Source organism: Streptomyces sp. C, from assembly GCF_000158895.1.
GTDB classification, from domain to species: domain Bacteria; phylum Actinomycetota; class Actinomycetes; order Streptomycetales; family Streptomycetaceae; genus Streptomyces; species Streptomyces racemochromogenes.
In genome coordinates this window covers 4,540,467-4,553,203 of the sequence record NZ_GG657750.1, presented here as the reverse complement: position 1 = coordinate 4,553,203, position 12,737 = coordinate 4,540,467, and the positions used below count along the sequence as shown (strand labels likewise).

The following is a 12,737-nucleotide window of genomic DNA, read 5'->3' as shown; positions in this document are numbered from 1 at the left end:
GACTGTGCGGCGGAGCCCGTAGGAGGGGTCGGGCGTACCGAAGCCGACCCTGGCCGGCCCTCCGAAGGACCCCCTCCGTGAACGGCACCGGCCCGGAGCCGGACACCGCCCCGGACCCGGAGGAGTGGCCGGGCCACGCACCGGACCCGGAGCCGGCCGCCGTGGCCGGTCCGGCGGCGGGGCCCCCGGCCGGCGCCCCGGACGCGCCCGGCCCGGAACCGGAACCCCCGCCCGCCCCACCGCCGGAACCGCCGGAGGCATCGGCGTCCAAGTCCAGCAACGCCACCGCCGCCCGGCTCGCCTCCTCCACCAGCGGGGCCGGCAGCCAGCCCGGCGTACCCAGGGCGCCGCCCAGGGCCGCCGCGAGGGCCTCCGGCGCCGGGCGGTCGGCGGCGGCCTTGGCCAGGCAGGCACCGACCAGCTCGCGCAGCTCCCCGGCGGGGATGCCGTCGAGCTCCGGCGGCTCGTGGACCACCTTGTAGAGCAGGGTCGCGGAGTTGTCCCCGCTGAAGGGCGGCCGGCCGGTCGCCGCGAAGGCCATGACCGCGCCCAGGGAGAACACGTCCGAGGCGCCCGTGACGCCCTTGCCGAGGATCTGCTCCGGGGACATGTAGCCGGGCGAGCCGATGGAGACGCCGGTGGAGGTCAGCGAGGCGGTGCCGTCCGTGGCCCGGGCGATCCCGAAGTCGATCAGCCGCGGCCCGTCCAGGCTGAGCATCACGTTGGAGGGCTTCACGTCCCGGTGTACGAGACCCAGCCCGTGCACCGCCACCAGCGCGCGGGCCAGCCCCCCGCCGACCGCCCGTACCGAGGCCTCGGGCAGCGGCCCGTGCCCGGCCACCGCCCGGTCCAGGGAGGGGCCCGCCACGTACCCGGTCGCCACCCACGGCACCGGCGCCTCCGGGTCGGCGTCCAGCACGGGCGCGGTCCACTCCCCGCCGACCCGCCGGGCCGCCTCCACCTCGCGGCGGAAGCGGGCGCGGAACTCCGTGTCGGAGGCGAAGTGGGGGTGCACGATCTTGACGGCGACGGTCCGGCCGCCAGCGCTGCGCCCCAGATAGACCCGTCCCATGCCGCCCGCGCCCAGCCGGCCGAGCAGCCGGTAGGCGCCGACGGTGCGAGGCTCGCCGGCTTCGAGCGGCTGCATCGCGTCCCCCGTCCCCCGAGATCCGTGTTCGCGTTCGTGCGAACAGACAGCACCTTAGGGGGTGACGAGGGCGCGTTCCCGCCGAATAGCTTCCGCTTCCCCCGCTCCCCTTCGCATTCGCCTCCGGGCGACGTGAATACGAAAGGGAAACGAATTCCCGGCAAACGGAACATTCCCGGGAGAGAAGGCGGGGGGAAGCGGAAGATCGTTGCGGATTTCGCTATCAGCGATCCCGAGCGGCGGTCTTCAGCAGCTCGACGGTGACGTCCGCGTCGTAGCCGGTGTCCGCTCCGGTCCGGCGCGCGAATTCCCGTACGCCGGCCAGTTGGTCCGGGCCGAAGCGGAAGTCGAGCGTGGTGAAGTAGCGCTGGAGCAGCTCGGCGTCGAAGGCCTCCCAGCGGGCGGCCTGCTCGGCGACCTTGACGACCTCCTCCAGGGAGACGTCCCGGGAGGCGAGGAAGGCCTCGTGGACCTCCCGCACGAGCACGGGCTCGCGCTCCAGGTAGTCCTTGCGGGCGGCCCAGACGGCGAAGACGAACGGCAGTCCCGTCCACTCCTTCCACATCTGGCCCAGGTCGTGCACGGCGAGCCCGAGCCGCGGCGCGTCGTGCAGCGAGGCGCGCAGCGCGGCGTCGCCGATCAGCACCGCCGCGTCGGCCTCCTGCATCATCAGCCCCAGGTCAGGGGGGCAGGTGTAGTAGTCGGGGCGGACTCCGTACTGCTCTGCGAGCAGCAGCTGGGCGAGGCGTACGGAGGTGCGGGAGGTCGAGCCGAGGGCGACGCGGGCGCCGTCCAGCTGCTCCAGCGGGACCTGCGAGACGATCACGCAGGACATGACCGGGCCGTCGCAGCCGACCGCCAGGTCGGGGAAGGCGACGAGCTCGTCGGCGTTGCGGAGGAACTCCACGAGGGTGATCGGGGCGATGTCCAGGTCCCCCTGGACGAGCCGCTCGCTCAGCTTCTCGGGGGTGTCCTTGGTCAGCTCCATGTCCAGCAGCGTGCCGGTTCGGGCCAGCCCCCAGTAGAGGGGCAGGCAGTTCAGGAACTGGATGTGGCCGACGCGGGGCCGGCTGCGATAGACGTCCACATCGCGAGACTAGCCGCGGTTCTCCGTCAGCGATCGAGCGGGTCTCAAACGTCCGGGTGACGTGATCTTTCCCTCTGGTCTCGGCCCGAGGGTGCGTGCTAGGCTCGACGCAAGTTGCAGTTTGGTTTCCCTTGCAGTACGAGGCCTGCGGAGCATGTAACCCGCAGGCTTTTGTAGTTTTCAGACTTCTTAGCAGGTTCTGGAGCAGGGCGACCCTTTGGCCCATAGGAGGGCTCATGGCTACCGGAACCGTGAAGTGGTTCAACGCTGAAAAGGGCTTCGGCTTCATCGCCCAGGACGGCGGCGGCCCGGATGTCTTCGTCCACTACTCCGCGATCAACGCCTCTGGCTTCCGCTCCCTCGAGGAGAACCAGCAGGTCAACTTCGACGTCACGCAGGGCCCGAAGGGTCCGCAGGCGGAGAACGTCACCCCGGCCTAGTCGCCAGGCCGACCGGATCGCGGTCGCATTTGCAGTACCCAAGGAGCCCTGCCTCCTCCGCGCGAGCGGAGGAGGCGGGGCTCCTGCCTTTCCCGCCGTTCGGGGCGTGTCGCTGGTTCCCCTGAGTGACCCTTCGTCACGTTGCGTGTGTGTTTCGTGCGGCCCGGGGATGGTCGGTCCTGGTACGAGGCCGCCACGGGAAAGGACGCACAGCATGAGGAAGCTCGCTTGGGCCGCACGGGGCATCTCCGCCGCTACGGGAGCGCTGCTCCTCGGAGCCCTGATGGTGCCGTCCGCGGCAGCCAGCGGCGGTCCGACGCCGGAGCCGGAGCACGGCAAGAAGAAGTGCGGGCCGGTGGCGCGGCACGTCAGTACCGCCGCCGCGGAGTACGGGGTCGTGTACGGGACGGTGTTCCGTCTGACGACCGACCGGGACGGGCACGCCTTCCTCAACGACGGCCGGAACCCCGGCGTGTGGATCGACCTCAAGGCCGTCCCGAACGCGCCGAAGTGCGTCGTGGACACGGCCCTCTCCATCACCGGCGTCACCAGCGTCGGCCCCCAGCTCGACATCACCCTGCTCAGCAAGAGCGGCGTGCTGTACGAGGCCCGCTGCACCACCAGCGCGACGCCCTTCAGCCCGACCAACCTGGCGGGCACCTGCGGCGTCGGCTTCCAGGCCGTCCAGGCCACGCCGGTCTGACGGTCCCCCTCACGGAACGGCACAGAACGGAACGGCACGGCCGCGCGGGGCGGCCGTGCCGTGTCGTGTCCGGGTACGCGGCCCGCCCGGGTCAGGCTTTCGGGGCGGGGGCGGGGGCCGGAGCGGCGGCGGTGATCTCGATGGTGACGATCAGCTCGGTCTTGTCCGCCGTGAGCAGCCGCAGGTGGTACGTGCCCGCGGGGACGTCCGCGGTGAGCAGCGCGGGCAGGGTCGCCCTGCCGTCGGCGCCGGTCTTGAGCGCCTTCGTGAACAGCTTCTCCTCGGCCGTGGCGCCCTGGAACCACGGGCCCTTGGCGGTCTTGGCGTCCACCGGGGTCCAGGCCCCGCCGGCCGCCTTCTCGACGAGCGTGGCGGTGAGCTCCGCGCCCGCCACCGGCTTGTCGCCGCGGGCGACCAGGTACTGCAGGCCCGTGACCGGGGTGCCCGCGGCGACCTGCACGGTCTTGGTGCCGGTGAGCACGACGGGCTGCTCGGCCGGCTTCTCGGTGGTCCTGCCGTCCACGGCCACGGTGAACTGGCTCTTGGCGTCGTAGGCGGTGGCCCGCAGGGTGAAGGTGCCCGCCTTCGGGCCGGCCTTCAGCCGCGGGGTGGTGGCGATGCCCTGGGCGTCGGTGCGGACGACCACGCTCGGCTCGCTGCCGAAGACGAAGCCCGTGCCGCCCGTGGTGTCCTGTTCGACGGCGACGACGACGGCCTGGCCGACGGCCGACTTGCCGTCGCTGAGGACCGCCTTGAAGCGGACGCCCTCCGCGAAGAGGGTGCCGGCCTCGGCCTCCGGCTTCGTCTCGCCGACCCGCTCCAGCTTGGCCAGGGTCGCGGGCGCCGGGGTCGGCTTGGAGGGCTCGGGCGTCGGCTTCGACGGCTCCGGGGTGGGCTTCGGGTTCGGGGTCTGGTTGCCCGGGTTGGAGGGGTTCGTCGGGTTGTTGGGGGTGTTCGGCCGCGTGGCCGGCGGCTGCGGGGTGGGGACGCGCGGGGTGGGGATGGTCGGCGTGGGCGGCGTCGGGTAGTTGCCGACGGGCGGGTTCGGGATCCCGGCCGTGCCGTCCTGCTGGTACTGGCGCATGTAGCCGAGCACGGAGTTCACGTACTCGCGCGACTGGTTGTAGCCGAGGATCGCCTTGTCGAGGTCGGCCGGGAGCGAGAGGTCCTTGCCGCCGGAGCAGAGGTAGAGGCCCGCGCCGAGCGCCGCGTCGTAGATGTTGTTCGCGTCGCGCTTGCCGTCCCCGTTGCCGTCGGCCTTCCAGGTGGCCCAGGTGGAGGGGATGAACTGGAGCGGGCCGAAGGCGCGGTCGTACTCGGTGTCGCCGTCGAACTCGCCCTTGTCGGTGTCCAGGATCTTCGCGTAGCCGTTGCCGTCCAGGCGCGGGCCGCGGATCGGCTTCTCCGTGGTGCCGTCGGTCTTGAGCCCGTAGCCGGAGGCGTGCACGGACTCGACGCGGCCTATCGCCGCGACCAGCGTCCAGGGCAGTTTGCACTTGGGGAGGGCGGCGGCCACGGCCACCTCGGAGCGCTTGTAGGCGTCGAGGGCGGTCGCGGGGATGGCGGAGGAGCCTTCGGCCGGGTTGCCCCCGGTGCCGGCGGCGGGCGGGACGACCGGGTCGGCGAGCTGGCCGGGCAGGTCGAGGCGGGCGTCACCGCGGTCGGTGGCCTGCGGGCTGTCGGGCGTGGGCTCGGCCTCACCGGCGCCGGCGACCGGGGTGTTGGTCACGACGGCGGCCGTCGTCAGGCTGGCCGCGAGGGCGGCCGTACACAGTACCTTGCGCGAGGTGTTGACTACGTGGCGGTGAAGCGGCTTCACGGTGCGGCGATCCCCCCAAGGCGGCCGTCAAAGGCGTACGGCCGGTCGGGCCGCGATTGTTCTGTCTATCAGGTATTCCGACACGACTCACCGCCGCCCCCGCAGATGTGACGCACCATTCGTCTCGGCTTCACCCGGCTGTGGCCCAGGACGTCCAGCCCGGCTCCGGCGGCCCTCCGGCCCGGCCCCGGCGGGCCCTTCGGCCCTGTCCGGAACATCCCAAAGGCCCGTACTGGCAGGGCTCGTTGGTCTTTACCCTGTTTCTCATGGCGAGCAGCAGCAAGAAGGACCACCGCCGCGAGGCGCGGGAGCGGCTCCGGGCGGAGCGGGAGGCCGGGGCCCGGCGGGCGCGGCTGCGCGGACGGCTGTTCGTCGGCGGGGCACTGGCGGCCGTGCTGGCGGTCGCGGTCGGGGTGGGGGCGTACGCGGCGGGGCGGGCCGGGCCGGGGAAGAGCGAGGCGGCGGGCAAGCCCTTCCTGCGGCCGGCGCACACCACCGGCGAGGACGGGGTGGTGGTCCCGTACGGCAGGGCCGACGCGAAGGACGTCGTGTCCGTGTGGCTGGATCCGCGCTGCCCCTTCTGCGCGAACGTGGAGACGGGCCTCGGCCCGGCCTTCAAGGAGCAGGCGGACGCCGGGACCTACCGCGTCGAGTACCACTTCGCGACCTTCCTGGACGGCGGCCTGGGCGGCAAGGGCTCCAAGCGCGCCCTGAACGCGCTGGGCGCGGCGGTGAACGAGAGCCCCCGGAAGTTCGTGGACTACCTCCAAGTGCTCTACCGGAACCATCCGAGCAGGGAGACGGACGACAGGTTCGGCTCCACGGACACCCTGCTGGACCTCGCCGGGCAGGTGCCGGGGCTGCGCACGCCGGAGTTCGACCGGGCCGTCGAGGAGCTGTCGTACATGCCGTGGGTCGACGAGGTCTCCAAGGCCTTCGGCGAGAGCGGCAAGCGGGGCACCCCGTCGGTGGAGGTCAACGGCAAGGAGGTGGGGGTGCTGTCGGGCCGGGGGGAGGCGGTCTCCCCGGAGGCCTTCGCCCAACTGGTCGCGGCGAACCGGAAGTCCTGAAACGTAACAGGGGCTGTCACAAGGGCCTGATACGTTTCAGGCCAATCGAGCGCACTGGTGTTCGGCACCCCCTCTTCCGTGGGCCCTTCCGTGAGAACGCCCGGAAGCGGAAACGGAATCGGTCGGTAGCGGTACCGGAACCGGTCCGGGGGTCCCGCCGGTCGCCGCTGCCTGCCGCCGCCGATCCCGAAGGCCCTTCCATGAGCACTCCGCCGCCGAATCCCTACTCCGGAGCCCCCGTCCCGCCGGGCCCGCACCCCGGCGCCCCGGCCGGGCAGAACCCGTACGGCCAGCCCCCGGCGGGCGCGAACCCCTACGGGCCCCAGCCGGCCGCGGGGCAGAACCCGTACGGTCAGCAGCCGGCCCCCGGCGGCTACCCCGCGCCGGGCGGCCACCCCGCGCCGGGTTATCCCGCGCCCGGTTACCCGCAGCAGCCGCAGCACCCGCAGTACGCGGCCCCGTACCCGCACCCGCACGCCCAGGCGCCGGGCTGCCGCCAGTGCGGGGCGCCGGAGACGGCGAACTTCGCGGTGCGCGCGCACGTCGGCGTACTGATCCTGATGCGCTTCCACACCCTCAACGGCCCCTTCTGCCGCCAGTGCGCCCGGTCGCTGATCCGCACCATGACCACCAAGACCCTGTGCCAGGGCTGGTGGAGCCCGTTCTCCCTGGTGGTCTTCACGCCGTTCACGCTGCTGTGGAACCTGTTCGCGGCGATGAAGTACTCCAAGCTCCCGCACCCCACCCCCGCGCCGGGCCGGCAGCCGCTGGAGGAGGGCCCGCCGGTGCACGCGCGGCCGCTCGCCTACGTGGCGATCATCCCGCTGCTCTGGGCCACCTGGGTCGCCGTGAACATCTTCCTGGACGTGAGCGGCCGCCGCTGAGCCCGGCCGGACCCGGCCCACGGGCCCGCCCCGGCCCCCCGCACCCCTTCACACCGGCGCCCCGCGCCCCTACCCTGACGGCCCGTCAGATCCTTTGATCCGAGCCGAACCGCCAGGGGGCGCGTGATGCTGCTGCGAGGGAAGACCGTCGTCGTCTCCGGTGTGGGGGCCGGGCTCGGCCACCAGGTGGCCGCCGCCGTGGTCCGCGACGGCGGCAACGCCGTCCTCGGCGCCCGCACCGAGGCCAACCTGGCCAAGTCCGCCGCCGAGATCGACCCCGACGGCACCCACACCGCCCACCTGCCCACCGACATCTCCGACGAGCGGCAGTGCGAGGCCCTCGCCGCGCTCGCCCGGGAGCGCTTCGGCCGCATCGACGCCGTCGTCCACGTGGCCGCCTGGGACTCGTACTTCGGCGGCCTGGAAGACGCCGACTTCGGGACCTGGCAGCAGATCATCGACGTCAACCTCCTCGGCAGCCTGCGCATGACCCGTGCCTGCCTGCCCTCCCTCAAGGCCGGCGGCGGCTCCGTCGTCTTCATCGGCACCCAGTCCGCCGTCGCCGCCCCCAGCGAGGTCCGCCAGGCCGCCTACGCGGCCTCCAAGGGCGCCCTGACCTCCGCCATGTACTCCCTGGCCCGGGAGCTCGGCCCGCACCGGATCCGCGTCAACACCGTGCTGCCCGGCTGGATGTGGGGCCCGCCCGTGCAGGCCTTCGTCACCTTCACCGCCCACACCGAGGGCGTCCCCGAGGCCGAGGTCCACCAGCGCCTGGCCGACCGGATGGCCCTGCCCGACCTCGCCACCGACGGGGACGTCGCCGACGCCGCCGTCTTCCTCGCCTCCGACCGGGCGCGGGCGATAACCGGCCAATCCCTGCTGGTCAACGCCGGTGAGCTGATGCGATGACGCCCTCCACCGGAATCCGGACGGATCGTATGCTCGCCACATGACCACTCCGAGTGACGCCCCGACCGACAACGCGATGCGCCGTGCGCTGCGGCGAGCCCGCGACGGCGTCGCGCTCGACGCGGCCGAGGCGGCCGTCCTCCTCCAGGCCCGCGGCGCGGCCCTGGAGGACCTGACCGCCTCCGCCGCCCGGGTCCGCGACGCGGGCCTGGAGGCCGCCGGCCGGCCGGGCGTGATCACCTACTCGAAGAGCGTGTTCATCCCCCTCACCCGCCTCTGCCGCGACAAGTGCCACTACTGCACCTTCGCCACCGTCCCCGGCAAGCTGCGCCGCGCCGGCCACGGGATGTACATGTCTCCGGACGAGGTCCTCGACATCGCCCGCCGCGGCGCAGCCCTCGGCTGCAAGGAAGCCCTCATCACCCTCGGGGACAAGCCCGAGGACCGCTGGCCCGAGGCCCGCGAGTGGCTGGAGGCGCACGGCTACGACGACACCATCTCCTACGTGCGGGCCATCTCCATCCGCATCCTGGAGGAGACCGGGCTGCTGCCCCACCTCAACCCCGGAGTGATGTCCTGGTCGGACTTCCAGCGCCTCAAGCCCGTGGCCCCCTCCATGGGGATGATGCTGGAGACCACCGCCACCCGCCTGTGGTCGGAGCCCGGCGGCCCGCACCACGGCTCCCCCGACAAGGAGCCGGCCGTCCGGCTGCGCGTCCTGGAGGACGCCGGGCGCTCCTCGGTCCCCTTCACCTCCGGGCTGCTGATCGGCATCGGCGAGACGTACGAGGAGCGCGCCGAGTCGCTCTTCGCGCTGCGCCGGATCTCCCGGGCCTACCACGGCATCCAGGAGCTGATCATCCAGAACTTCCGCGCGAAGCCGGACACGGCCATGCGCGGGATGCCGGACGCCGAGCTGGACGACCTCGTCGCCACGATCGCCGTCGCCCGCCACATCATGGGCCCCTCGGCCTGCCTCCAGGCCCCGCCCAACCTGGTCGACGGCGAGTACGCCCGCCTCATCGGCGCCGGCATCGACGACTGGGGCGGCGTCTCGCCGCTCACCCCGGACCACGTCAACCCCGAGCGGCCCTGGCCCCAGATCGACCTGCTGGCCGAGCGGTCGGCCGGGGCCGGTTTCGAGCTCCGCGAACGGCTCTGCGTGTACCCGGAGTTCGTGCAGCGGGGCGAGCCGTGGCTGGACCCCCGCCTGCTGCCCCACGTACGGGCCCTCGCGGATCCGGAGACCGGCCTCGCCGATCCGGCCGCCGCCGTCGAGGGGCACCCGTGGCAGGAGCCGGACGACTCCTTCGCCTCCTACGGGCGCACCGACCTGCACACCGCGATCGACTCCGAGGGCCGCACCGGCGACCGCCGCCAGGACTTCGACGAGGTGTACGGCGACTGGGAGGCCCTGCGCGAGGCCGCGGCGCCCGGCATGGTGCCCGAGCGCATCGACACCGACGTACGGGCCGCGCTCGCGCAGGCCGCCGACGACCCGGAGGGGCTGAGCGACGGGCAGGCGCTGGCCCTGCTGCACGCGGACGGCCCGGCGCTGGACGCGCTGTGCCGGATCGCGGACGACCTGCGCCGCTCGGTGGTGGGCGACGACGTCACGTACGTCGTCACGCGCAACATCAACTTCACCAACGTCTGCTACACCGGCTGCCGCTTCTGCGCCTTCGCGCAGCGCCGCACGGACGCCGACGCCTACACCCTGTCCCTGGAGCAGGTCGCCGACCGCGCGGCCCAGGCGTGGGACGTCGGCGCGGTCGAGGTGTGCATGCAGGGCGGCATCCACCCGGACCTGCCGGGGACGGCGTACTTCGACATCGCGCGGGCGGTGAAGGAACGGGTCCCGGGCATGCACGTGCACGCCTTCTCCCCGATGGAGGTCGTCAACGGCGCCACCCGCACCGGGATGTCCGTACGGGACTGGCTGACGGCCGCCAAGGAGGCCGGCCTGGACTCGATCCCGGGGACGGCGGCGGAGATCCTGGACGACGAGGTCCGCTGGGTGCTGACCAAGGGCAAGCTGCCCACGGCCGACTGGATCGAGGTCGTCACGACGGCGCACGTGCTGGGCATCCGCTCCTCGTCCACCATGATGTACGGGCACGTGGACCAGCCCCGGCACTGGCTCGGCCACTTCCGCACCCTGTCCCGCATCCAGCAGGAGACCGGGGGCTTCACGGAGTTCGTGACGCTGCCCTTCATCCACACCAACGCCCCCGTCTACCTGGCGGGCATCGCCCGGCCGGGCCCGACGGTCCGCGACAACCGGGCGGTCACGGCGATGGCGCGGCTGTTGCTGCACCCGCACATCCCCAACATCCAGACGAGCTGGGTGAAGCTGGGCGCGGAGGGCGCGGCGGAGATGCTCCGTTCCGGCGCCAACGACCTGGGCGGCACGCTGATGGAGGAGACCATCTCCCGGATGGCGGGGTCGAGCTACGGCTCGTACAAGTCGGTCCAGGACCTGGTCGCGGTCGCGGAGGCGGCGGGCCGGCCGGCGAAGCCGCGCACGACCCTGTACGGGGAGGTCCCGCAGGAGCGCCAGGACGCGGCCCGTGCCTCGGACGGCCACCTGCCGGAGCTCCTGCCGGTCCTGGAGCCGTAGTCCGCACGGGAGCGGGGCCCGCCGGTGCGCGGCCCCGCTCCGTCCCTCTCCTCCCGGTCGGCCGACCAGGAGGGCCTTCTTCATGCCTCCGGGGCCGTGGGCGCCCGGAGACCGGCGAATGAACGAGGCACGGCCGAAAACGACCGGCGTGAAGGCGGGTGGCAAAACGTGCCACCTGGCGGGCCGTGGCCGGAACCGCTCGCAATCCGGCCGTTCTCCGGTCAGTTACGGGCGACCCGCCAGAGCGCTTCCGAACACGACCGAACCCGTCCACTACAGTGCGCGTCCTGAGCCTGGGGGGACGGCAATGGACACGACGAGGAACACCGGTGGCTCCGCCGGGGACACGGTGGACCACACGGCGGCCCGGCCGTCGGCGAACGACGGCGGCACGACGGACACGGCCGTCCTGCGGGTCGTCACGACCGCCCCGACCGGACCCGGCGGGGCGGGCGGGGCGGCCGGAGCGGTCGCCACCGGGGTCGCCGCCAGGGCGGCCCGGGCCGCCTCCGCCGGAGCGGCCCGAGCGGCCGCCGGCATCGCTGCTGCCGCAGCGCCCGCAACCCCCGGCCCCGGCGATGTCCCGACGGGCACGGACCCCGGGCACGCCCGGGATGTTGCACTCGGCCCCGCGGACGCCTCCGCCCCAGGCGCGGGCACGGGCACCTGGGCACCAGGGCCCGGCCCACGGACACAGCCGGAGCAACGGGCGCCCACCTCGCGGGAACCGCCGGAGGCACGGGCATCGGGCCCGCCTCCGGCGGAGCGGCCGGAGCCGACGCCGGGGGTGCGGGCACGGGCGTCGGGCACGCCGGTGGTGTGAGGCCCGCTTCCCCGGGAGCCGGCGCCGGCGGCCCGGGGACCGCCGGGGCCGCCCTCTGGGGGCGGGTCGAGCAGCAGGACTTCCGGAGCCGGGTGCGCGGGGTGCTGCTCGGGGGCGCGCTCGGGGACGGGCACGGCCGCCGGGGGGCCGTCACCGTCACCACGCAGCTGACCATGTTCACCGTCGACGGCCTGATACGGGCCCACGTGCGCCGGGACACCGGCACCTGGCACCCGCCGACCGACGTCCACCGCGCCTACCGCCGCTGGTACGCCACCCAGCACGACTGGGGCCCCGACGAGCGCCGCGAGGACAACGGCTGGCTCGGCAACGAGGAATGGCTCTACGCCCGGCGCGGCCCCGAGCGGGCCTGCCTGACCGGCTTCGGCGACGACACCCCCGCCACCCCCGACCGGCCGAAGAACCCCGCCGCCCGGGACGCGTCCGCCGCCGAACGCTCGGCCCCGTTCGGGCTGCTGGTCGGCTGGGAGCCCGCCCTGGTCCTCCAGCTCGCGGTCGAGTGCGCCGTCCAGAGCCACGGCCACCCCGCCGCCCACCTGTCCGCCGGGGCCTTCGCCGTGATCGTCCACGGCCTGACCCGGGGCGCCTCCCTCGACACCGCCGTCCGGCGCGCCCTCGCCCTGCTCGCCTCCCGCCCCGGCCACGAACCCGTCACCGACGCCCTGCACCGCGCCCTCACCGCCGTCACCCGCGGCGCACCCGGGCCCGGCGCCGTCGAAGCCCTCTCCACCGGCACCGGCCGCACCGCCGAGGACGCCCTCGCCGCCGCCGTCTACTGCGCCCTGGTCGCCGAGGACGTCCCGCACGGCCTGCGCCTGGCCGCCGCCGGCCACGCCGGGCCCCTGTGCGGGGCCCTCCTCGGCGCCCTGCACGGCGAGACGGCCCTCCCGGCCGCCGGGCTGGCCGAACTGGAAGGCCGGGCCCTCCTGCTGCAACTGGCCGACGACTTCGCCCTGGAACTGACCCAGGGCCCGTCCCTGCACGGCCCCGCGGTCACCGCCTCCCCTTGGCTGAACCGCTACCCCCGCGGCTGAGCCGACCCGCCACGGAGTCCCCGTACGCCCTGCCGTCCTCACGTCCGAGCCCGTACCTTGGCCCTCCCGACGTCTCGGAGGTGCCCTCGCCCATGCGGATCGCCACGACCATCTTCCTCACCGACCGCACCGTCTCCCCCACCCGCCTCGCCCGCGCCCTGGAGCAGCGCGGCTTCTCCG

At 73.8% G+C, this 12,737-nt stretch carries 10 protein-coding genes and 1 pseudogene; 8 read left to right on the top strand and 3 right to left on the bottom strand.

Annotated features, from left to right (window positions below; genetic code table 11):
* A partial coding sequence (locus SSNG_RS20525) for a serine/threonine-protein kinase (RefSeq protein WP_007265806.1) occupies nucleotides 1-1,147 on the bottom strand: 1,147 nt, incomplete at its 3' end.
* Between the two features lie 223 nt (nucleotides 1,148-1,370).
* Nucleotides 1,371-2,234 carry a menaquinone biosynthesis protein gene (locus tag SSNG_RS20520; RefSeq protein ID WP_007265805.1) on the bottom strand — a complete coding sequence of 288 codons (864 nt, stop codon included), beginning with the start codon at nucleotides 2,232-2,234 and terminating at the stop codon, nucleotides 1,371-1,373.
* Between the two features lie 236 nt (nucleotides 2,235-2,470).
* On the opposite strand from SSNG_RS20520, the gene SSNG_RS20515 reads away from it, so the two are divergent.
* Both SSNG_RS20515 and SSNG_RS20510 read left to right on the top strand, forming a co-directional pair.
* Entirely contained in the window at nucleotides 2,471-2,674 is a 204-nt protein-coding gene (locus tag SSNG_RS20515) for a cold-shock protein (RefSeq protein WP_007265804.1), read from the top strand.
* Between the two features lie 214 nt (nucleotides 2,675-2,888).
* Entirely contained in the window at nucleotides 2,889-3,377 is a 489-nt protein-coding gene (locus SSNG_RS20510; RefSeq protein ID WP_042801521.1) for a hypothetical protein, read from the top strand.
* Nucleotides 3,378-3,468: 91 nt separating this feature from the next.
* Here the strand turns inward: SSNG_RS20510 and SSNG_RS20505 are convergent, their stop codons facing one another.
* A complete protein-coding gene (locus SSNG_RS20505; protein WP_165365016.1) occupies nucleotides 3,469-5,196 on the bottom strand; it encodes a lytic transglycosylase domain-containing protein in 1,728 nt (575 codons plus the stop codon).
* Nucleotides 5,197-5,462: 266 nt separating this feature from the next.
* On the opposite strand from SSNG_RS20505, the gene SSNG_RS20500 reads away from it, so the two are divergent.
* The 6 genes and pseudogenes from SSNG_RS20500 to SSNG_RS43990 all read left to right on the top strand — a co-directional run.
* Complete coding sequence (locus tag SSNG_RS20500) at nucleotides 5,463-6,266, top strand: thioredoxin domain-containing protein (protein ID WP_042801518.1); 804 nt, start codon at nucleotides 5,463-5,465, stop codon at nucleotides 6,264-6,266.
* Between the two features lie 200 nt (nucleotides 6,267-6,466).
* Nucleotides 6,467-7,150, top strand: a complete 684-nt coding sequence (locus tag SSNG_RS40035) for a hypothetical protein (protein ID WP_007265800.1) — start codon at nucleotides 6,467-6,469, stop codon at nucleotides 7,148-7,150.
* 126 nt (nucleotides 7,151-7,276) lie between these two features.
* On the top strand, nucleotides 7,277-8,059 hold the full coding sequence (locus tag SSNG_RS20490; RefSeq protein ID WP_206731316.1) for an SDR family oxidoreductase: 783 nt from the start codon (nucleotides 7,277-7,279) through the stop codon (nucleotides 8,057-8,059).
* A 40-nt stretch (nucleotides 8,060-8,099) separates the two neighbouring features.
* Nucleotides 8,100-10,679 carry a bifunctional FO biosynthesis protein CofGH gene (locus SSNG_RS20485; RefSeq protein ID WP_007265798.1) on the top strand — a complete coding sequence of 860 codons (2,580 nt, stop codon included), beginning with the start codon at nucleotides 8,100-8,102 and terminating at the stop codon, nucleotides 10,677-10,679.
* An 819-nt stretch (nucleotides 10,680-11,498) separates the two neighbouring features.
* Nucleotides 11,499-12,557, top strand: coding sequence for an ADP-ribosylglycohydrolase family protein (locus tag SSNG_RS20475; protein WP_007265796.1), 1,059 nt, complete (start codon nucleotides 11,499-11,501; stop codon nucleotides 12,555-12,557).
* A 92-nt stretch (nucleotides 12,558-12,649) separates the two neighbouring features.
* Nucleotides 12,650-12,737, top strand: a pseudogene (locus SSNG_RS43990) (LLM class F420-dependent oxidoreductase); the annotation flags it as partial.

Excerpts from the sequence above, each read along its gene's own strand:
- SSNG_RS20490 (WP_206731316.1), top strand. The coding sequence starts at position 7,277 with ATGCTGCTGCGAGGGAAGACCGTCGTCGTCTCCGGTGTGGGGGCCGGG.
- SSNG_RS40035 (WP_007265800.1), top strand. The coding sequence starts at position 6,467 with ATGAGCACTCCGCCGCCGAATCCCTACTCCGGAGCCCCCGTCCCGCCG.
- SSNG_RS20500 (WP_042801518.1), top strand. The coding sequence starts at position 5,463 with ATGGCGAGCAGCAGCAAGAAGGACCACCGCCGCGAGGCGCGGGAGCGG.
- SSNG_RS20485 (WP_007265798.1), top strand. The coding sequence starts at position 8,100 with ATGACCACTCCGAGTGACGCCCCGACCGACAACGCGATGCGCCGTGCG.
- SSNG_RS20515 (WP_007265804.1), top strand. The coding sequence starts at position 2,471 with ATGGCTACCGGAACCGTGAAGTGGTTCAACGCTGAAAAGGGCTTCGGC.
- SSNG_RS20510 (WP_042801521.1), top strand. The coding sequence starts at position 2,889 with ATGAGGAAGCTCGCTTGGGCCGCACGGGGCATCTCCGCCGCTACGGGA.